Here is a 19,829-nt window from a genome sequence, read left to right as displayed (position 1 = left end):
CGGAATCTCAGGGCAGAGCATCCGCGAGGTGCTGCTTCACTCGATTGGCAGAATGACCTCGCACGACACTCCCGTCGGATCGTAGGATATCTGCGCCTTTCCGCCCAGCTCCGCGCCCAGTCCACGTTCGATGAGGCGGGAGCCGAAGCCTTTGTGTGTCGGGGGCTTCACGGGTGGCCCGCCGCGCTCCCGCCAGGACAGGAGAAGCTGACGCTCTTCACCATCTGGAGACGGACTGCGCAAGACCCAGACGATTTCGACCTCGCCGCTATCGTTCGAGAGTGCGCCGTATTTCGCGGCGTTGGTGGCGAGCTCATAAAGCGCCATCGAAAGCGAAAGCACCATTCTTGGGCTCACGCGCACCTTGGGACCGCGTACGTGGAGACGCTCAGGCGATCCACCGCGATAGGCCTTGATGGCTTCCTCAATCACGGAGGTCAGCTCCGCGCCCTCCCAGTTTTCTCGCGTCAACACATTATGGGATTGGGCGAGCGATATCAGCCGCCCCAGGAAGGCTTCATGCACGGTTCTTGGAATATGCGTGTTACGCAGGGTGTGGGCAGCAATCGATTGAACGGTGGCGAGCGTGTTCTTAACCCGATGGTTCAACTCGTTGATGAGCAGCCGCTGCTGCTCCTCGGCCTGCACACGCTCGATGGCAACGGAAGCGAGTTGAGAAAGCTGGACGATGACGGCCTCGTCCTCGGCATCGAACTCGCTTCCATCCGTTTTGTCTGAAAGCTGGATGAGCCCCAGAATCCTGTCGTCCTTCCAGACGAGAGGCGCCGCAAGCCACCCTCTCATTGGGGGATGAGCGCTCGCATATTGACCGAAGCCACGCCAGCGCGGATGTGCCTCAAGCTCGGCTTGCGTCATGCGGATCGGCTTATTGGCCTCGCCGATCATCGTGTAAATTCCCGAACCATGGGGAGAGGCCTTGAAGTCCTTCCATTCCTTGTACTTGTCGGACATGAGGTTGACGGCGATGAGTGAACTCCAGCTGTTGTTTCGAAGAAATCCGACGGTCGCTTGATGCACACCGACAATTTCCTGAGCGGCCTTCGTGACGCTGGTGAGCAATTCCTCGAGCGAGGCGGCCGCTGTGATGGCAAGAGAGGCGCTGGCGAGGGCCTGGAGCCTTTCGGAGCGCTTGCGTAGCGTTGCTTGGGGCTCATTGAAGTCCAGGGCATGAACCTCGAGGAGGGTACCGGAGACAATCTGGCTTCTATCTTGGAAAGGACAAGCCCTGAAGGTCACCGGAAGAGGAGTTCCGTTCTTGTGGCGGAAAACCGCCTCTCCCTTCAGCTCATGATCAATGAGATGCGGATGCTCCAAGAGCGATTTGTCATGGGATGCAGAGACGTTCCCGAGTCTGCCGGGGAGCAGGATCTCCCGCAATGAGCGACCCTGCAATTCACGCGAAGAGTAGCCTGTCAGCGTCTCGGCTGCGGCATTCATACCGGCACAGTTCTGGTTTCGGTCAATCAAGAGAAACGCAGTCGACAAGAGGTCGAACAGGTTCTTCGGATCGTCCTGGCTCTCCCACACTGCATCAAAGCCTTGTCGTAATGCCCCGGATATTGCCGGTTAAGTCAAATATCACATTGTACCTGTCCCAAGATGCAGGATTTGACGTCAATCAGCTTTCGTCGATAGGTATCAATGCTTCGCTACGCTTGTAGTTCTTTTGCTGGCGATTGATTATTGAGTTGTTATATCTGATCAGGAAAACGGGCCATTTTTGTGGCAATAAAACATTATAATGGAAAGATAGCTGCGGTAGGACGACTCTGGCTGTGACTCTCCCGAAGATCCCGCTTTCCTCTGGAATGGGCAGAGTGGCGATCCCGACAAAACAAAAGGCGGGCCGCAAAGCCCGCCTTTTTCGCTGTCCCTGTGAGCCGTCCTTACTGGATCTTCGGCGGCTCGTCGAAGTTCAGGCCGGGGAGGCCGCCTGGCTCGCCGGGAGCCCCTGGAGCACCGAGGCCTGGGACCAGAAGCTCGTCGAGCTTCTTCTGCACCGCTGCAGGGTCGACGGTCGGGCCCGCCCCCTTGTAGTGCGTGACGATGCCCGGGAATGTGATCACGATACCGACCATGATGAGCTGGATGATCACGAAGGGAATAGCGCCCTGGTAGATCTGTCCTGTGGTCACCGGCTCCATCTTCTTGCCCGTCAAGCGGTCGATATAAGGCACCTTGGGGGCCACCGAGCGCAGGAAGAAGAGGGCGAAGCCGAAGGGCGGGTGCATGAACGAGGTCTGCATGTTCACGGCCAGGATCACGCCGAACCAGATCAGGTCGATGCCGAGCTTGTCGGCCGCGGGTCCGAGGAGCGGAATGATGATGAAGGCCAGCTCGAAGTAATCGAGGAAGAAGGCCAGGAAGAACACCAGCAGGTTGACGACGATCAGGAAGCCGACCTGTCCGCCCGGAAGCGAAGTGAGCAGGTGCTCGACCCAGATGTGGCCGTTCACGCCGTAGAAGGTGAGCGAGAACACGCGGGCGCCGATCAGGATGAAGAGCACGAAGGCGGAGAGTTTCGCGGTTGCTTCCGTGGCCTGACGCACCAGGGTCCAATTGAACCGTGACGGATTGTTGTCGAGCTTGCGCTTGATGGCGGCCAGGATCACGGAGCCCAGCGCACCCATGGCGCCGCCTTCCGTCGGCGTCGCGAGGCCGATGAAGATGGTGCCGAGCACGAGGAAGATCAGCAGGAGCGGGGGCACCATCACGAAGGTGACCTGCTGGGCCATGTTCGACATGAGACGCAGCCCGGTGAAGCGCTCGATGATGCCGACGAGGAGCGCGTAGATCGCACCGGCGAGGATCATCTCGAAAGCGAGCGCAAGACCCTCGTGGTTCTGGCTGTGCAGATAGGCATAGACACCGACGAGAATGGCCGTCAGGACAGCCGAGATGGCGATGCGCTTGGCGCCGAGCATCTTGTTCATGAGGGCGCAGATCAGAGCCACCACGGTGGCCACGCAGATCGTCAGGATGACGAAGTCCGCACCAGCCTTCGTGCCGGTCTGCGACAGGACATAGTAGCCGATGAGGCCGGAGAAGATGACCAGGATGCCGAGCTGCCACACGCCGCGTGCGCCGTCGGGCTCGCGGTAACCGATGGCTTCCGGAGGAAGGCCGGGCGCCGATTTCGGGAAGATGATCGACATCAGCATGATGTAGCCGGCATAGAGCGCCGTCAGGATCAGGCCGGGCAGGAACGCACCCTCATACATGTCGCCCACCGAGCGGCCGAGCTGGTCGGCCATGACGATGAGAACGAGAGAGGGCGGGATGATCTGGGCGAGCGTGCCCGAGGCTGCGATCACACCTGAGGCGAGGCGGCGGTCATAGCCGTAGCGCAGCATGATCGGCAGGGAGATCAGGCCCATCGAGATCACGGAGGCGGCCACGACGCCGGTGGTGGCGGCCAGCAGCGCGCCCACGAAGACCACCGCATAGGCGAGGCCGCCGCGCACGGGCCCGAAGAGCTGGCCGATGGTGTCGAGCAGGTCCTCCGCCATGCCGGAGCGTTCGAGCACCAATCCCATGAAGGTGAAGAACGGGACCGCCAGCAGCACCTCGTTCGACATGGTGCCGAAGATGCGGTCGGGCAGGGCCTGCAGGAGCGGCCAGGAGAGGGTGATGGTGTCGGGCGCATAGGGAGCGAGTTCCACCGCGACGAAGAAGAACAGAAGGCCGTTGGCCGCCAGGGCGAAGGCGACTGGGTAGCCGAGCAGGAGGAAAACCACGAGCGCCGCGAACATGATCGGCGCGAGGTTCTGGGCAATCAATGCAGCCATTGACGGAAACTCCGAAAACTAAAAAGGCAGGCGCCGGGAATCAGCTGACGCCGTCGCCGGGGGGCGTGCCGCCCGCGCCGGGCGTGTTGACGGTGCCGATCTCCTGGATGAGGCGCTCGGCCTCGGCCTCGACGCTGTGGCCGCTGGCCTCTTCATCCGCGAGCTTGCCGTTCAAGATGGCCACGCGCTTGATCAGCTCGCTCAGCCACTGGAAGAACATCGAGATGAAGCCCAGCAGAATGAGGCCCTTGGCCGGCCATATCAGCAGGCCACCGGCATTCGACGAGACCTCGCCGGAGCGATACGAATTGATGAAGTAGGGGATGCACAGCCAGAGCAGCAGGGCCACGAAAGGGAACAGGAAGAAGACGTGGCCGAACACGTCGATCCTGTCCCGGCCGCGCTTCGACAGCCTGCTCGAGACGATGTCGATGCGGATGTGCTCGTTCGCCTTCAGGGTCCATGCGGCGCAGAGCATGAACACGGCGCCGAACAGGTACCATTGCAGCTCGAGCCAGGCATTGGACGAGACGCCGAATACGCGCCGGATGATGGCATTGATGGCCGAGACCAGGATCGCTACCACGATGGCCCAGGCCGCGACTTTGCCGAGGCGTTCGTTGATCGAGTCGATGACACGGGATAGCCCAAGAAGTGCCGTCACCTGTCTCCCCCTGAAACTTGTTGAAATATTGCGGCCTAGCTACCGGACTTCGGGCGGTATCGCTAGTGCCGTTTTAGTCGAAAGCAAGGTTTGCGCGGTCCGTAGCGGAGAAATTTTCGTGCTGCAAGATAGCCTATTGTTAAAAGTTTAGGCAGTCCAAAGGTTTGACCGCGATGGGAAACTTGCGTCTGTGGCATTCAGGTTTTTCGCCCAGGCTGCGTCTTCCGTCGGTCCCATTTGGTATTCCGGGTTGGTATGGCTATAAGTTCCTAAAACTCGGAGGCAACCGTGACGCTGCTGATCGCCGGACTTGTGATCTTTCTCGGCATCCATTCCTTCAGCATGGCACGCAGGCGCCGGGCTGCCCTGATCGCAAGGATCGGGGAGGGACCGTACAAAGGTCTCTATTCCCTCGTGTCCCTGATCGGAATCGCCCTGATCGCTGTCGGCTTCGGCCAGTACCGGGCCAACGGCTACATCCCGGTCTGGGACCCGCCGGTCTGGACGCGCCACCTCGCTCTTCTCCTCGTGTGGCTCGCCTTCATCTGCCTCGCGGCAGCCTATTTGCCGGGACACATCAAGGCGCGGCTCAAGCATCCGATGCTCGCCGGGGTGAAAATCTGGGCCCTGGCGCATCTTCTAGCCAACGGCGATCTCGGGTCGATTCTCCTGTTCGGCTCCATCCTGATATGGGCGGTACTGGCCCGCATCAGCGCCAAGCGCCGTGACGTGGCGGCCCAGCACGGAGGGTCTGCGGCGCCGGCGGGATGGCGCAACGACACCTTGGCAGTGGTGATCGGAACGATGGCCTATCTCGTTTTTGTGTTCTGGCTGCATCCGTGGCTGATCGGAGTTCCGGTCGTGCCCACGAGGATGTGAGAATTGGGCGTGAGAATTCTTGGGTGCGAAGCCTCTCGCCTTGCGCGATGGTCTATGATCGCGCACGGGGCGGAAAAGTGGTCCCGGTTTTCCGCGAAGCACGATGCGTTCATTTATGAAGAAGCATCGGATTGTCCCAAAAGTGGGTTCCACTTTTGGGTCCGATGCTTTAACGACCTCCTTCGATTGCAGGAGGCGGCTGCCTTTAGGCCGCAAGAGTGAGACGATGGCCCCGAACGACGAGTTCATTCGCGAAGTCGATGAGGAATACCGCCGCGACCGGATCGCCCAGATCTGGAAGCGCTACAACGGAATCATCATCGGCGTGGTGGTGCTGGTCGTGGCCGGTGTGGGCGGCTGGCGCTTCTGGGAGCATACCCAGCAGACCCGGGCACAGGAAGCAGCCGTGCGCTACGAGGAGGCCCTGCGCCTCTCCTCCGAAGACAAGGGCCAGGATGCGCAAGCGGCCTTCGAGGCCCTGGTGAAGGAAGACGGCGGTACCGGCTATGCCATGCTCGCCCGTTTCCGTCTGGCAGCGGAACTCGGTCAGCAGAATGCCGAGAACGGCGCATCGGCCTTCGACGCGCTTGCCAACGACGCCTCTGTGCCGCCCCTGTGGAAGGACCTCGCGCACCTTCGCGCCGCCTGGCTGCGCATCGAAACGGCCGAACCCGCCAAGTTGCGTCAAGCCGTGGAGCCCCTCGCCGCACCGTCTGGAGCCTGGCGCCATTCCGCGCGGGAACTCTTAGGCTTATCCGGCCTTAAGGCCGGTGATATGGATTACGCAGGTCGCTGGTTCGACCAGATCGCCGCCGATCGCGAGACGCCGTCCTCCTTGAGGCAGCGCCTTGCCGTCTACACCGCCCTGGTGGCGGGCGGTCCGGTGCAGGCGACCCAGTAGGATAGGACAGGACATGACGGCGACCGTCGCCATTGTCGGGCGGCCGAATGTCGGCAAATCGACTCTTTTCAACCGTCTCGTCGGCAAGAAGCTGGCGCTCGTGGACGACCGGCCGGGTGTGACCCGCGACCGGCGCGAGGGCGAGGCCAGGCTCGGCGATCTCGAATTCCGCATCATCGACACGGCAGGCCTTGAGGAGGCGACCGAGGAATCGCTCCTCGGGCGCATGCGCGCGCAGACCGAGGCGGCCATTTCGGATGCCGACGTGATCCTGTTCGTGGTCGATGCCCGGGCCGGGATCCTGCCCGCCGACCGGCCCTTCGCCGAGATGGTGCGCCGCTCCGGCAAGCCCGTGATCCTCATCGCCAACAAGGCCGAGGGCGGCTCGGGCATGGCCGGTGCCTATGATGCATTTTCGCTCGGCCTCGGCGATCCGGTTCCGCTCTCCGCCGAGCATGGCGAGGGCATGGYGGACCTCTTCGAAGCGCTGATGCCTCACTTCCCCGACCCGAACGAGATGGAGGACGAGGAGGACGACCCGAACAAGCCGTTGCAGGTCGCCATTGTCGGGCGTCCGAACGCGGGCAAGTCCACCCTCATCAACCGCATGGTCGGCGAAGACCGGCTGCTCACCGGGCCCGAGGCCGGCATCACCCGCGATTCCATCTCGCTGGACTGGGAATGGCGCGGTCGCCCGATCAAGCTGTTCGACACGGCAGGCCTGCGCAAGCGCGCCCGTGTGGAGGACAAGCTCGAAAAGCTCTCCGTCGCCGATGCCCTGCGCGCCGTCCGCTTTGCCGAGGTGGTGGTGGTGCTGCTCGACGCCACGATCCCATTCGAGAAGCAGGACCTGTCCATCGTCGACCTAGTGGAGCAGGAAGGCCGGGCCCTCGTGATCGGCCTCAACAAATGGGATCTCGTCGCCGACCAGCAGGGCCTCCTGAAGGACCTGAAGGAGAAGGCCACCCGCCTGCTGCCGCAGGTGCGGGGCGCTCCGGTGGTGCCGCTCTCCGGGCTCGCCGGCAGCGGCATCGATCCGCTCATGAAGGCCGTGTTCCAGGTCTATGAGAAATGGAACACCCGGATTTCGACCGCGAAGCTGAACCAGTGGCTTTCCGAAGCCCTGGAGGCCAACCCGCCGCCCGCCGTCTCGGGCCGCCGGATCAAGATCCGCTACATGACGCAGGTGAAATCGCGCCCGCCGCATTTCGCCGTGTTCGGCAATCAGCTCGATGCCCTGCCGAAGAGCTATACGCGCTACCTCGTCAATGGTCTGCGCGAGGCCTTCGATCTGCCCGGCACCCCGATCCGGGTGTCCCTGCGCATGGGCCAGAACCCGTTCGACAAGGAACGGAAGTAGGCGCTTTCGTCCTTATCATGGCCGGCATCGTGCCGGCCATGGCATCGGCATTCCTCAATAGAGCGGCTGCAGCCTCACGTTAGGGATCACGAAAGGTCCCATCGACAGGAAGCCGTTCTCAAGGCGCAAGGGCGGCAGGGACGCGAGCTGCGGCTTCGCATTGGGCTGACCCTGCTGCGAGCGCGGTCCCTGTCCGAGCAGCATACCGAGAAGATTACCCCCGACACGCCCGCCGGTCAGGTTGCCCAGGAGACCGTCGAGCCCTGCGGCCGAGACGGTGAGCTGGCCCGCAGGGCGGTGCTGCTCGTCCAGGCGTAGCTCGCCCTTGGTCTCGATTTGGCGGGCGCCCTTGATGGCAGAAAGCATCAGGATGTCGAGCTTGCCGCCGGCATTGCGCCAAAGTTCCAGCTCCTCGACGATGGTCCTGCCCTTGAAACCATCGGCCTGAGTCACTGTGAGATCCGCGCTCAGATTGGTCGGCTCCGTTCCGCCTGCCAGAGCGTCAAGAATGGGGATACGCGCCTCCGTCACCGACGCAGCCACGTCGCCGGCGAGTTCGGCCCGGCGCGAGGGATTCGGACGGATATGCAGTTCCAGATGCCGGCCGGATCCGGCGATGTCGCCGGTGCCGAGCCCCGTCACCGAAATCTTCGGAGCATCGGCTGCCACCGACAGGCGCTGCAGGCCGGTCGGCGAGGCATTGATGCTGGCCTGCAGGAGGTCCCAGGTGCCGTCGACCGTCACCATCCCGTCCGTTACACGCAAGGGGCCAGCCACTTCCATGATGACCCGCCTGGGCTGATAGACCTGAGCCACAGCCTCGGTGCGCCCAAACGAGGCCGACACCGCTCCTCGCTTCAGGTTCAGGGACTCGCAGATGATTTCGATCCGGAACGGATAGCCCAGGATGGTGCGGTCGCCGCAGGTCCATTGCCGTCCATTCCTGGCTTCCGCGGCGATCCAGCCGTCGAGCGCCTCCGCCGTGCGGCTGCGGATCACGAACCACGCGATGCTCCAGGCGACGGCGACGAGCAGCAGCAAGACGAAGGGCGTGTAGAGCCAGAAGCGGCTGCGGCGAACGCTCGCCGGTGGGGCAGCCTGATCCATGCGCGATCTCCTGTTGTGTGGATGTGTGGTTACTGGTAGCGCCGGATGCAGGCAAGGTTCGGGCGCGGGTGACATGAAGGATCTCACGGAGGATTTATGGGTTTTCGGCTACGGCTCGCTCATGTGGCGTCCGGGCTTTCCCTTCGTCGAACGGATTCACGCACACCTTTACGGTTACCATAGGTCACTCTGCGTCTTCTCCCACGTTCATAGGGGAACGCCTGAGCATCCGGGGCTGGTACTCGGCCTCGACAGGGGCGGGCGCTGCCATGGGGTCGCCTTCCGGGTCGCACCGGAGGATGTGGAGGCGACGATCCAATACCTTCGCGAGCGCGAGCAGGTCACGTCCGTCTATCTGGAGCGACACCTGCCGGTGCGACTGGCCGACGCGCGCCGGATTCGTGCGCTGGCCTATGTGGTGGACCGCAACCATAGCCAATATGCGGGCCGCCTGTCCTATGACGAGGTGATCCGGTTCGTGCGACAGGGGCAGGGCATCTCAGGACGCAATCCCGATTACGTGCGCTCCACCTACGAGCATCTTATCGGCATGCACGTGGTCGATCCCCTGCTGCACCGGATCGTCGGCGCGCTCGATCAGGAGTCCTGAGTCTCGTCCTCGCGCAGATCCTCGAAGATCGCACGTCGGTCGTCCTCGGTCGCGGCGAGACGGTGGATATGGAGTTCGGTGGCGCCGAGATCCTGAACCTTGGCGAGCCAGCGCAGGCGGGTCTGCTCGCTCGGATCCGACGCTGCCATGGCGGCATCGACCACGATGCCGCTACCGGTTCGGTCGCGCTTCACCGCCAGGATCACCGCATCCGTGACCTCGAGAAGCTCCGTCTCGTTCAGTGGATGCACGCCGACGATATAGCGGCGTCCCGAACGGCCGCGCCAGGAACTCAAGGTGGAAGAGGAGCGAAGCCCAGCGGTCGCCCGTAGCCTTTCCTCGCGCACACCAGCCCTCCGCATTCGGTCGTTGCGGAGATCCCGCATGGCCGCGTTCCAGGATATGGTTCGTTTGTTCGCCATATGTTCTTATATGTAAGAACGGGCGCGTGAGTCGTCAAGGCTGCTGAAAGCTTGGCTGCGCATGGGTTTGCGGGTTTTTCGGTGTGTTTGCGAGGGGGCGCTAAATTCAGTCCTCGGCGTCATCACCGGCCTCGTGCCGGTGATGACGCCGGGAAAGGCGCAGCGCTCACAGCACCGGAATGGCCGGCACAAGGCCGGCCATGACGTGAGGAGGTTTGGTGAGAGCAAAACCGTGGAACAGCACCGTCACACCTTCGAGAGCGAGGTCTCCGAGGTGGAAGCCGGGCCCATGCCGAGTTCCGCGCGGCCTTCCTCAAGAAGCCGGTTGGAGGCCGTCTCGATGCGCTCTTGAACCAGCTTGAAGAACTCCTCACGGGCCAGCCCCGGAGCGATGGGGTCCTGAACCTCGATCCGCACGGTGCCGGGACGACGGATGAACTGGCGGCGGGGCCAGTAGAGGCCCGAGTTCATGGCAATGGGAATGCAGGGGAAGCCGAGATTCTGGTAGAGATGCGCCACGCCGTACTTGTAGGCCGGAGGTGCGCCCGGCGGGCGACGGGTGCCTTCGGGAAAGATGATGATCTGCCGGCCGTGCTGGGCCTCTTCCTTGGCTCGCGCCGTCATCTGCACCAATGCCATCGATCCCGCCTTGCGGTCGATAGGCACGCAGCCCGACTTGGCCAGATACCAGCCGAAGAAGGGAATCCACATCAGTTCGCGCTTCAGGATGTAGGTCGGATCGTCGAGAAGCGGCAACAGGGCGAAGGTCTCAAGGAACGACTGGTGCTTGGCGGCCACCAGCGCTCCGCCGGGCGGGATCTTCTCCTGCCCGGTGATCACGACCTTGATTCCGGCGACAACCCGCAGAAGCCAGACCGATGTGCGCGCCCACATTTTGACCAGCTCGATGAACTGGCGGCGAGGCACGAGCGCTCCTGGGATCAGGAGGATCAGCCACAGGATCAGGTTGGCGTAGAAGGCGACGTTGAAAAGCAGGGAACGGACGATCAGCATGGCTTCTTGAAAACGAAAAGCGGAGCATCGTGCTCCGCGGGCGTGGCACCTTAATAGGTTTTCTCGCCGTACTCTAGCGCCAGAGCGGGTCGGCGACGATCTGCGCCTTGATGGGGGCGCCGCCGCTGATGATCTTCGCCACCGAGGAGCGCTCTGGATCGTCCTCGAAGCGGGTCCGGATCCAGACCGCCAGAAACTTCAAATATTCGGTGAAGACCAGGCGGGCCACAGCCGGCTTGTACCACCACTCGTGAGGATCGATTGTGGCCGCGACCGGGTAGGGGATCTTCTGGAGGTTCGGCAGCGCGTGCTCGAGTTCCACCAGGGTGCGCGGCATGTGATAGTTCGAGGTCACCACGATGATGGTGTCGAACCCATGCGCTTCGGCCCAGCGTCTCGTCTCGATGGCGTTTCCGATGGTGTTGCGAGCCCGGTAATCCAGGTCCACACAGCAATCGAAGAGCCGCCGCTGGCCCGGATTAAGGCGGGCGATCTGATCCCTGCTGGTGTTCTCGTTGACGCCGGAAATCAGAAGTCTCTTGGCATAGCCCTTGGCGAGAAGGTCGATGGCATCGCCGATGCGCTGCGCGCCGCCGGTCATCGCGACGATTCCATCCGCCCGGGTTTCGGGCGGCTGCTCGAATCGGTCGAGGCTGTAGACAAAACCCAAGAAGCCCAGGAACCCGACGACCAGGGCGGCGATAACGCTCCAAAATCCAAACGCGAGCAGACGGCTTATCAATGATCGCCTGACGGGATGCCTAGTCGATGGCGGCATCGTCCAGCCCCAACCCACGGCCTCTGTGGAATCCACGGCGCCCGGCGCTACCCAACTCTGCGTTCGCGAGGTCATCTTGGACGAACATAACGGAGAATGCGGCAATGGAGAGGCAACCTGCTCTTTCCTTGTTAACCCTCACCATCAACCACTTTCGTTAAGAAAGCGTCTCACGGTCAAGCGCGATACGATGCCGGCGATGAGGGCGACGAGGAGCGCGATGAGGACCACCACCGTATAGCCGCTCCAGCTGATCGTGAAGGCGCCGAACAAAGCCTCGAGCTGGTCGCCGGTGGGGCTCGCCCGCCAGGAACGGGTCACGAAACCCAGGATCAGGGTGAGAGCCAAGGCGGCGGCGGCCCCGATGGCGCTCCCGCGTAGGCCGAGCCGAAAGAAGCGCCGCTGGAATTCCCTGGCGATGAAATCATCGTTCGCGCCGACGAAATGCAGCACCTCCACCACCTCGCGATTGCCGGCCATGGCGCCCCGCGTGGCGAAGATCACCGCAAGGCCGGCGGCGAGGAGCACGAGGGCGACGAGGAAGACCCCGATGCCGATGATCGTATTGGCCATGGTCGAGAGGCGCGAGACCCAGAGGGCGTGGTCGTCGAGAGTGGCGCCGGGCACATCGCGCTGCAGCGATTGCCGCAAGGGGCCGAAATCGGGCTTTGTATCCGGCTTGAGCTTGATCACGATCAGGCGGGGAACCGGCAGATCCTTGAAGTCGAGCCCAGTCCCGAGCCACGGCTCGAGCAGGCGCTCGGATTCCTTCTTCGTGAAGGCCTGGGCCTGCTCCACGCCCGGGGTCTGCCGAGCCAGGGCCATGGCGCGGTCCACATCCTGGTCGATGGGGCGCTGGGCATTGGGGCGGATCTGGATCGTGACTTCGCGGGCGATCTCGGAACGCCATTGGGCGGAACTTGCGGAGACGAGTTCGGCGCCGCCGGCGCAGAGCGCTGCGAGGAAGGTCAGGATGGCAATGACGGCCGCAAGGGCCTGGCCGCCCGCCGAATCCACCGGCACGAGCGGGGCGTTCCGGCTCAAGGAAGCGGGCAGGGAGCGTTTCTGTCCCTCGGCGGCAGCTTTCTTCGGGCGAGGTTGAGGCGCGGCGGTCATCCGGCTCACTCGTCGATATGCAGCCGCCCGTCGCCGAGCACGAGGCGGCGCACGTCGAGCTGATCCATGAGGCTGAAATCGTGGGTCGCGATGACCACCGAGGTTCCCAACCGGTTGAGTTCGATGAAAAGGCGGAGCAGGCGGCGGGCGAGCGAAGGATCCACGTTGCCGGTGGGCTCGTCCGCGAGCAGCAGATCGGGGCGCACGATCAGGGCCCGGGCGATGGCCGCGCGCTGCTTCTCGCCGCCGGAGAGTACAGGCGGCAGCATGTGCATGCGGTCGCCGAGGCCGACCCAGCGCAGGAGTTCGACGACCTCGGCCCGGTAGCTCGATTCCTCCTTGCCCTGGACGCGAAGTGGAAGGGCCACGTTCTCGTAGGTGGTCAGGTGGTCGAGCAGCCGGAAATCCTGAAAGACCACGCCCATGCGGCGGCGGACGCTCGTCAGTTCGTCCTTGGATATCCGCGATACATCGTCGCCGAAGAGCGAAATCAGGCCACGGGTCGGCTTCACCGAGAGCAGAATGAGGCGCAGGAGCGTCGTCTTGCCGGCGCCGGACGGGCCGGTGAGGAACTGGAAGGAATTGGGCTCGATGGAAAAGGTCAGGTCGCGCAGGACCTCGGGCCCCATGCCGTAGCGCACGCCCACATTCTCGAAATGCACGGCCGGGGCCGCACCCTCGTCATAGTCCTCGTCGTAAAGCGCCTTCACGCGTCTCGAGCCATCCTTGGAGGTTGTCGGTTCTTGTGGCGGAGAAAGACCGCGATTCGTCCCCTTATCGCCCCTGCATGGTTAGCAAGCCATAAACTCGGCATGCAGCGACGGGAAGCCGGCGTTTCGCGGGACATTGCCGCAGGAGACGTATGCCTCCTCGTCATCACCGGCCTCGTGCCGGTGATCTCGCTTCTGGAGAGCGCTGAGAATTTCCGCATCGAGATGGCCGGCACAAGGCCGGCCATGACGTGGTGGGACATTCGGATGAGATAAGCCGGAACTGACGGGTCAGGCCCCCGTACCGGTCCTAAAAACCGTCATGCCGGTTTGACATCCTCGCCCAGGCATGGTCGTGAAGAGGGAAGCCCAAGGCTTCTGATTTCTTTGCTGGATTGATGACGATGAGCACTGCCCCCCGCATCCGGGTTCTTTTCGACGAAGACACCATCGCCAAGCGCAACGAAGCGCTGGCCCAGGAAATCGCAGCCGCCAAGCCCGAGAACCTGCTCGTCGTCGCCGTGCTCAAGGGTAGCTTCATGTTCGCCGCGGACCTGATCCGGGCCCTGCACCGGAGCGGGCTCAGCCCCCAGGTCGAATTCGTGCACCTGTCGAGCTATCTCGACGGCACCGTCTCCACCGGAAACGTCACCATCCTGCGCGACGTGGAGAGCGACGTGCGCGGCCGCGACGTGCTGCTCGTGGACGATATCCTGGAATCCGGCCGCACGGTCACCTTCGCCAAGGACCTGCTGATGGCACGCGGCGCCAAGAGCGTGAAGACCGCCGTGCTCCTCGAGAAACCCGGCAAGCGTGCCGTCCAGATCCACCCGGATTACGTGGGCTTCACCTGCCCTGACGTATTCGTCGTCGGCTACGGCATGGACGTGGCCCATTCCTATCGCCAGCTGCCCTTCGTCGGCGTGGTCGATCACCTCGACAAAAGTCCTGACCTGTTCGACAAGCCGGAATAAGGCACGTTTCCAAACATAAGGTCCTCATCCTGAGGAGGTCGCGAAAGCGACCGTCTCGAAGGAGGATCCAGTGCTCTCTAGGAACGCCTCGTCCTTCGAGACGCGAGCAAGCTCGCTCCTCAGGATGAGGCTATCTAGGGAGATGCAAGGCTAACCATTGAGCCGCCAGATCGTGCCGTTGAGCAGGGTGGCATAGGCCACCCAGGCGAGATAAGGCACGAGCAGAAGGCCTGCGGTCCGGTCGAGCCTCCAGAAGCTGCGGATCGTGGCGATGATCGCCACGATCAGGGCGATGATCACGATAAGACCGGCAATCGGGCTCTTCCCGCCGAAGAAGGCGAAGGACCAGAGCCCGTTCAGCACGAGCTGAACGAAGAAGGCGACAATGGCCGCCGAGCGCCCGGAGCGGTTTTCAGGCAGGGCGAGAACGCGCCAGAGCGCATAGGCCATCATGGCGTAGAGCAGCGTCCAGGCCACCGGGAAGGCCCAGTTCGGCGGCGTGAAGCCGGGTTTCTGGAGGCCGGCATACCAGGTCGGGATATTCGGCTGCGTGACGAGGCTCGCCGACACGGCCACCGCGACAACAGGCACCACCGCCACAAGGAAACGCGGCAGCAGCCGCATTGCATGGCTGGCCGGCGCAGTTTGATCTGTATGCATGCTCGGAATCTCTTTATGAGGAACGCATTATCATCCTTGTGACGCAACCTGTCACGCTTGCGGAGGTTCCCTCATGTCGTCATCGCGTTCCCCATGGTCGAAGCGCAGCCTGACTGCTCAGGCCATGGGCCATGTGGACCCGATCACCAAGGCGATCGTGCCGCCGATCCATGTGACGACCACCTATATCCGCGATGAGGACAATGCCTATTCGTCCGGCTTCGTCTATGGCCGCCCCGACAACGCCACCGTCCGGGAGGCCGAGGAGGTCCTGGCCATGCTGGAAGAGGCCGAGGCCGGCGCACTGCTGTTCTCGTCCGGCATGGCGGCGGCGACCGCCGTGTTCCAGGCGCTCGATCCGGGCGATCACATCGTCGCTTCCAAGGTCATGTACTGGGCCCTGCGCAGCTGGCTGATGACGGAAGCCGTGCGATGGGGCCTCAAGGTCGATTTCGTGGAGACAGACGACCTCGACGCCCTGCGGGCCGCCGTGAAGCCCGGCGAGACCAAGCTGGTCTGGGTAGAGACGCCCTCGAACCCGCTCTGGACGATCACCGACATTGCGGGCGCCGCCGAGATAGCCCATGCGGCCGGCGCACGGCTTGCCGTCGATTCCACCACCGCTTCGCCGATCCACACCCGCCCGCTGACGCTGGGCGCCGACATCGTCATGCATGCGGCAACCAAGGTGCTGAACGGCCATTCCGACGTGGTGGCGGGCGCGCTCGCAGGCGCGAAGGCCGATGCCTTCTGGACCCGTGTCGTCTCGATCCGCAAGATGCAGGGCGCGATCCTCGGCCCCTTCGAGGCCTATCTCCTGATGCGCGGCATGCGCACGCTTCATGTGCGGACCGCCGCCCAGGCCAAGAGCGCGCTCGATCTGGCGCAGCGCTTCTCCGCCCACCCGAAAGTGGCCCGCGTGCTCTATCCGGGCCTGCCGCAGCATCCCGGCCACGACATCGCCGCCCGGCAGATGGACAACGGCTTCGGCTACATGCTGTCGATCCAGGTTGCCGAAGGAGAAGCGGCAGCGATCCGCACGGCCGCCCGGGTCGGCCTGTGGAAGCGGGCGACCTCGCTCGGCGGCGTCGAGAGTCTGATCGAGCACCGCGCCTCCATCGAAGGCCCGGGCACCCCATGCCCGCCGGATCTCCTGCGTCTCTCCACCGGTATCGAGGACGTGGAGGACCTGTATCGGGATCTGGATGAGGCGCTGAGGGGCTGACATTCGCTTCGTCATGGCCGGGCTCGTCCGGCCATGACGGCTGCGGAAGAGCGGTGGATTGTGGGTGCCCCTTAGCCAGCTATCTTGATCCTGTCACAAAACCTGTGCTTCTCTCCGCTACAGGCGAACCCTGTTTCGCAAGAAAACCAGCCGAGGGAAGACCATGACACAATCCATCACCCGCCGCCGCGTCCTGCAGACCGGCGTGGCCGCTGCCGCCATTGCCGGAATGCCTCAATCATCCTGGGCAGCCGGCCCGGTCGTGAAGCTCCGCATCATGGAGACCACCGATCTCCATGTGAACATCTTCCCCTACGACTACTATCGCGATGCGCCGGACGACACGGTGGGCCTCGCGCGCACGGCGACCCTCGTGAAGGCGGCCCGTGGTGAGGCGAAGAACAGCCTGCTCTTCGATAACGGCGACATCATTCAAGGTTCGCCGCTCGGCGATTACGTGTCCTATCGCAAGGGCATGAAGAAGGGCGACGTGCATCCCATCGTCGCCGCCATGAACACCCTTGCTTACGATTGCGGTACGGTCGGTAATCACGAATTCAATTACGGTCTCGATTTCCTGCAGAACTCGCTGGGCGCTGCGAAATTCCCGATCGTCTGCGCCAATGCGGTGAAGGCCGACGGAGAGACCCTCTATAAGCCTTGGCTTGTTCTCGACCGCGAGGTCGTCGACGAATCCGGCGCCAAGCAGAAACTGAAGGTCGGCGTGATCGGCTTCGTGCCGCCGCAGATCGTGCAGTGGGACAAGGCGAATCTCGACGGCAAGCTGACGACCATCGACATCGTCGATGCCGCCAACAAGCATGTGCCGGATCTGAAGAAGGCCGGTGCCGACATCGTCGTGGCGCTCTGCCATTCCGGCATCGCGGGCGGCGAGCGCAAGGGTGGCGAGGAGAACGCTGCTCTGCATCTCGCCAAGGTCGACGGTATCGACGTGATCCTCACCGGCCACCAGCATTTCACGTTCCCGGGCGGCAAGGAGTTCAACAACATCGATGGTGTCGACGTGAAGGCCGGTACGCTCCATGGCAAGCCCGCCGTCATGGCCGGCTTCTGGGGCAGCCATCTCGGCCTCATCGACCTCGAGCTGACGAAGGACGGCGATGCCTGGAAGGTGGCGAACTTCCGGACCGAAGCGCGCCCGATCTACGACCGCGTCGATCGCAAGATCGTCGCGAAGGTGGATTCGGAAGCCGGCGTGATCGCCGCCGCCCAGGTCGATCACGATGCGACGCTGAAATATGTCCGCGAGCCCGTCGGCAAGACCGCTGTCCCGATCCACTCCTATTACTCGCTCGTGGCAGATGACGCCTCGGTGAAACTGGTTGCCGAAGCGCAGTCCTGGTACGTGGCCGACCAGCTCAAGGCTTCGCCCTTCAAGGACCTGCCGATCCTTTCGGCAGCCGCGCCCTTCAAGGCCGGCGGACGTGGCGGACCGAACTACTTCACGGAGATCAAGCCGGGCCCGCTCGCCATCAAGGACATGGCGGACATCTACATCTATCCGAACACCATCCGCGTCGTGAAAATCACCGGCGCGCAGGTACGCGAATGGCTGGAGCGCTCGGCCGGCATCTACAACCAGATCGACGTGGCGAAGGGCGGGGAGCAGGAGCTCATCAACCAGAAATTCCCGGCCTATAACTTCGATGTGATCGCAGGCGTGCAGTACAAAATCGATCCGACGCAGGCTTCGCGCTACGACGACAACGGCAAGGTCGTGAATGCCGACGCCCATCGCATCAAGGACCTGACCTATAACGGCAAGCCCGTGACGGACGATCAGCAGTTCATCGTCGTGACCAACAACTACCGCGCGGGCGGGGGCGGCAACTTCCCCGGTGCCGACGGTACCACGATCGTGTTCGAGGCGCCGGACCTGACACGCGATGCCATCATGCGCTACATCGTCGAGAAGAAGGAAGTGGCCCCGAAGGCGGACGGCTCCTGGTCGCTCGTCGCGCCCGCGGGCGTCACCATGACCTTCACCACCGGCCCGAATGCCGCCCAGTATCAGCCGGCAGGCATCAAGGTGGAGAAGATGGGCGATGCGCCGGAAGGCTTCGTGAAGTACCGCATCGTGGGTTGATCGGGCTCCACATCGAATGACGCGACGGCCGGGTTCATGCCCGGCCGTTTCCGTTCGTGCGCCGTTGTGGAAAACAAAAACATGATGCCTGCATGAGCACACGCTGCGTCACTTTGACTATTGATCACGAAGTAGGCAGCAATTTCACGCATGAGGCTGAGATCATGGACGAAATTCGCTACATCACCTACGTTTCATGTGGCTAGAAAAACGGCACCTTTGGTGCTTGAACCCCGTTTAACCTCACGTTAACCAGCGACCATCTGAATGACGGCACCATTGCGCTCTCAGTCCTAATTTTATTCTGGTTTTTTCGATGGTCTTTCTTTTTCGCAGATTGGTTTTCCTTCTGCTCGCATCCTCCGCGATGGCGACGCATGCCGCCGCAGCGGAGGATGAGATCTGGAGCCAGAACATCACACCCGCATGGCTCGACCAGCACGTGGCAGCGAAGCGTTCGAACCGAGTGCGCCCGCTTCCCCGCCTGAGCCGAACCGAGGTCTGGGCCAATGGCGTGGCGCGTTCCGACATGCAGGTCTTCCAGCCAACGGACTTCGACCGTTCGGTCGGCGCCAAGCTGCAGCCGTTCCAGGATTACAATTTTCTTGTCGGAACCGAACTGGTCCGCACCGGCAGCGAGTCCGGCTTTGTATCGTCCAAGGCGACCTGGGAGGCCTTCCTGGAGCGGGATTGGGAGTCTCTCGGGGTTACCGTCGGACTGTCGACGGCGGGTTTCGTCAACAGCGCGCAGAACGGATACTCGCAATCCATCAGCGGCAGCATGGATATCCCGTTCGACATCGCTCTCCCCTCGTGGAGCACGCAGCTGCGTCTGTCACCCAGCATGAACGTGGACAGCATCAGCGGCGCCGTCGACACGGGCCTTTTGTCGGAGATCGTCGGCCAGACCCGGCTGAGTTCACGAGCGGATCGCTTCCGGTCGGACCTGAATGTCAGGCTCGGTTATGGTATGGCGCCCAGCGCGCGTCCCACGGCTTCGGCGAGACTGGAATTGCGGATCGCGCCCAATCTCTGAAAGCCACACGGGCGCAACGCTCCGGCTGCTGTTCCGAACCTGTCAGGCTTTTGCCCGTTGACGGTGAGGCTTGTGACTGGAGAGACATGTGGGACACCTGACCTTCGACGGCCTTGGACCTTACGATCTGCCCGATGCGACCCATGCGGATGCGCAGAGGGACGGTGATGGGTTCATGATCTCATTTCGGTTGTGGAAGTCGGAGAGCGCCTGGACCCTGGTCCGGGTGCATGTGAGCGACGAGGAGGCGGTGAAGCTCGCCCGTCAGATAGGAGATGCCCGCATGCGGTCGGATGGGTCAACCGTCATCTAGAGCCTTTTTCGGCTATTCCGAGTCGGAGGGGATTCCGCTGTGAGGCGTGATGTGTCGTGCTGGCTTCCAGACATGGAGGCAGGCATGGCACGCGCTTACAGTCAGGATCTGCGGGACCGCGTGATCAAGACAGCCTTGGGTGGC

General features: G+C 62.9%; 20 protein-coding genes. 10 read left to right on the top strand and 10 right to left on the bottom strand.

Annotated features, from left to right (window positions below):
- Nucleotides 1-36: 36 nt before the first annotated feature.
- The 3 genes from AB4097_RS07870 to AB4097_RS07860 form a co-directional block, all read right to left on the bottom strand.
- Nucleotides 37-1,548: an HWE histidine kinase domain-containing protein gene (locus AB4097_RS07870; protein ID WP_442038198.1), complete on the bottom strand. Its 1,512-nt coding sequence runs from the start codon at nucleotides 1,546-1,548 to the stop codon at nucleotides 37-39.
- A gap of 359 nt (nucleotides 1,549-1,907) precedes the next feature.
- The gene (locus tag AB4097_RS07865) at nucleotides 1,908-3,809 is read right to left on the bottom strand and encodes a TRAP transporter large permease (RefSeq protein ID WP_442038196.1); all 1,902 of its coding nucleotides are present in this window, start codon (nucleotides 3,807-3,809) and stop codon (nucleotides 1,908-1,910) included.
- Between the two features lie 40 nt (nucleotides 3,810-3,849).
- Nucleotides 3,850-4,473: a TRAP transporter small permease subunit gene (locus AB4097_RS07860; protein WP_442038194.1), complete on the bottom strand. Its 624-nt coding sequence runs from the start codon at nucleotides 4,471-4,473 to the stop codon at nucleotides 3,850-3,852.
- Nucleotides 4,474-4,761: 288 nt separating this feature from the next.
- On the opposite strand from AB4097_RS07860, the gene AB4097_RS07855 reads away from it, so the two are divergent.
- The 3 genes from AB4097_RS07855 to der all read left to right on the top strand — a co-directional run bounded on the left by AB4097_RS07855 (nucleotide 4,762) and on the right by der (nucleotide 7,613).
- The gene (locus tag AB4097_RS07855; protein ID WP_442038192.1) at nucleotides 4,762-5,352 is read left to right on the top strand and encodes an NnrU family protein; all 591 of its coding nucleotides are present in this window, start codon (nucleotides 4,762-4,764) and stop codon (nucleotides 5,350-5,352) included.
- Nucleotides 5,353-5,578: 226 nt separating this feature from the next.
- Entirely contained in the window at nucleotides 5,579-6,253 is a 675-nt protein-coding gene (locus AB4097_RS07850; RefSeq protein ID WP_442038190.1) for a tetratricopeptide repeat protein, read from the top strand.
- Between the two features lie 13 nt (nucleotides 6,254-6,266).
- Nucleotides 6,267-7,613: a ribosome biogenesis GTPase Der gene (gene der, locus AB4097_RS07845; protein ID WP_442038188.1), complete on the top strand. Its 1,347-nt coding sequence runs from the start codon at nucleotides 6,267-6,269 to the stop codon at nucleotides 7,611-7,613.
- A 54-nt stretch (nucleotides 7,614-7,667) separates the two neighbouring features.
- On the opposite strand, the gene AB4097_RS07840 is transcribed toward der, so the two are convergent.
- Entirely contained in the window at nucleotides 7,668-8,720 is a 1,053-nt protein-coding gene (locus AB4097_RS07840; protein WP_442038186.1) for a DUF2125 domain-containing protein, read from the bottom strand.
- Nucleotides 8,721-8,793: 73 nt separating this feature from the next.
- On the opposite strand from AB4097_RS07840, the gene AB4097_RS07835 reads away from it, so the two are divergent.
- On the top strand, nucleotides 8,794-9,330 hold the full coding sequence (locus tag AB4097_RS07835) for a gamma-glutamylcyclotransferase (protein ID WP_442038184.1): 537 nt from the start codon (nucleotides 8,794-8,796) through the stop codon (nucleotides 9,328-9,330).
- Here the strand turns inward: AB4097_RS07835 and AB4097_RS07830 are convergent.
- From AB4097_RS07830 to ftsE, 5 genes are all read right to left on the bottom strand, one after another.
- The gene (locus tag AB4097_RS07830) at nucleotides 9,318-9,716 is read right to left on the bottom strand and encodes a hypothetical protein (RefSeq protein WP_442038182.1); all 399 of its coding nucleotides are present in this window, start codon (nucleotides 9,714-9,716) and stop codon (nucleotides 9,318-9,320) included. The two genes, AB4097_RS07835 and AB4097_RS07830, sit on opposite strands and share 13 nt — an antisense overlap.
- A 282-nt stretch (nucleotides 9,717-9,998) precedes the next feature.
- Nucleotides 9,999-10,766 (bottom strand): lysophospholipid acyltransferase family protein, encoded by a 768-nt coding sequence (locus AB4097_RS07825; protein WP_442038180.1) that lies wholly within the window; start codon nucleotides 10,764-10,766, stop codon nucleotides 9,999-10,001.
- A 73-nt stretch (nucleotides 10,767-10,839) separates the two neighbouring features.
- Nucleotides 10,840-11,619, bottom strand: coding sequence for a YdcF family protein (locus AB4097_RS07820; RefSeq protein ID WP_442038178.1), 780 nt, complete (start codon nucleotides 11,617-11,619; stop codon nucleotides 10,840-10,842).
- Nucleotides 11,620-11,688: 69 nt separating this feature from the next.
- A complete protein-coding gene (locus tag AB4097_RS07815; RefSeq protein WP_442038176.1) occupies nucleotides 11,689-12,660 on the bottom strand; it encodes a cell division protein FtsX in 972 nt (323 codons plus the stop codon).
- A 5-nt stretch (nucleotides 12,661-12,665) separates the two neighbouring features.
- Nucleotides 12,666-13,370, bottom strand: coding sequence for a cell division ATP-binding protein FtsE (gene ftsE, locus AB4097_RS07810; RefSeq protein WP_442038173.1), 705 nt, complete (start codon nucleotides 13,368-13,370; stop codon nucleotides 12,666-12,668).
- Between the two features lie 102 nt (nucleotides 13,371-13,472).
- On the opposite strand from ftsE, the gene AB4097_RS07805 reads away from it, so the two are divergent.
- Together AB4097_RS07805 and hpt are read left to right on the top strand one after the other, a co-directional pair.
- The gene (locus tag AB4097_RS07805) at nucleotides 13,473-13,646 is read left to right on the top strand and encodes a hypothetical protein (RefSeq protein WP_442038171.1); all 174 of its coding nucleotides are present in this window, start codon (nucleotides 13,473-13,475) and stop codon (nucleotides 13,644-13,646) included.
- A 128-nt stretch (nucleotides 13,647-13,774) separates the two neighbouring features.
- Entirely contained in the window at nucleotides 13,775-14,344 is a 570-nt protein-coding gene (gene hpt / locus AB4097_RS07800; protein WP_442038169.1) for a hypoxanthine phosphoribosyltransferase, read from the top strand.
- A 150-nt stretch (nucleotides 14,345-14,494) separates the two neighbouring features.
- Here hpt and AB4097_RS07795 read toward each other — a convergent pair whose 3' ends face one another.
- A complete protein-coding gene (locus AB4097_RS07795; RefSeq protein WP_442038167.1) occupies nucleotides 14,495-15,004 on the bottom strand; it encodes a TspO/MBR family protein in 510 nt (169 codons plus the stop codon).
- A 73-nt stretch (nucleotides 15,005-15,077) separates the two neighbouring features.
- On the opposite strand from AB4097_RS07795, the gene AB4097_RS07790 reads away from it, so the two are divergent.
- From AB4097_RS07790 to AB4097_RS07775, 4 genes are all read left to right on the top strand, one after another.
- Nucleotides 15,078-16,229, top strand: a complete 1,152-nt coding sequence (locus AB4097_RS07790; protein WP_442038165.1) for a trans-sulfuration enzyme family protein — start codon at nucleotides 15,078-15,080, stop codon at nucleotides 16,227-16,229.
- A gap of 163 nt (nucleotides 16,230-16,392) precedes the next feature.
- A complete protein-coding gene (locus AB4097_RS07785; protein WP_442038163.1) occupies nucleotides 16,393-18,336 on the top strand; it encodes a bifunctional 2',3'-cyclic-nucleotide 2'-phosphodiesterase/3'-nucleotidase in 1,944 nt (647 codons plus the stop codon).
- A gap of 367 nt (nucleotides 18,337-18,703) precedes the next feature.
- Nucleotides 18,704-19,372, top strand: a complete 669-nt coding sequence (locus AB4097_RS07780) for a hypothetical protein (protein WP_442038161.1) — start codon at nucleotides 18,704-18,706, stop codon at nucleotides 19,370-19,372.
- Nucleotides 19,373-19,460: 88 nt separating this feature from the next.
- A complete protein-coding gene (locus AB4097_RS07775) occupies nucleotides 19,461-19,685 on the top strand; it encodes a hypothetical protein (protein WP_442038159.1) in 225 nt (74 codons plus the stop codon).
- Nucleotides 19,686-19,829 lie beyond the last annotated feature (144 nt).

Origin of the sequence: Microvirga sp. 2MCAF35 (assembly GCF_052115545.1) — a bacterium.
Taxonomy (GTDB): Bacteria; Pseudomonadota; Alphaproteobacteria; order Rhizobiales; family Beijerinckiaceae; genus Microvirga.
This window is presented reverse-complemented; position numbering and strand designations above follow the sequence as displayed.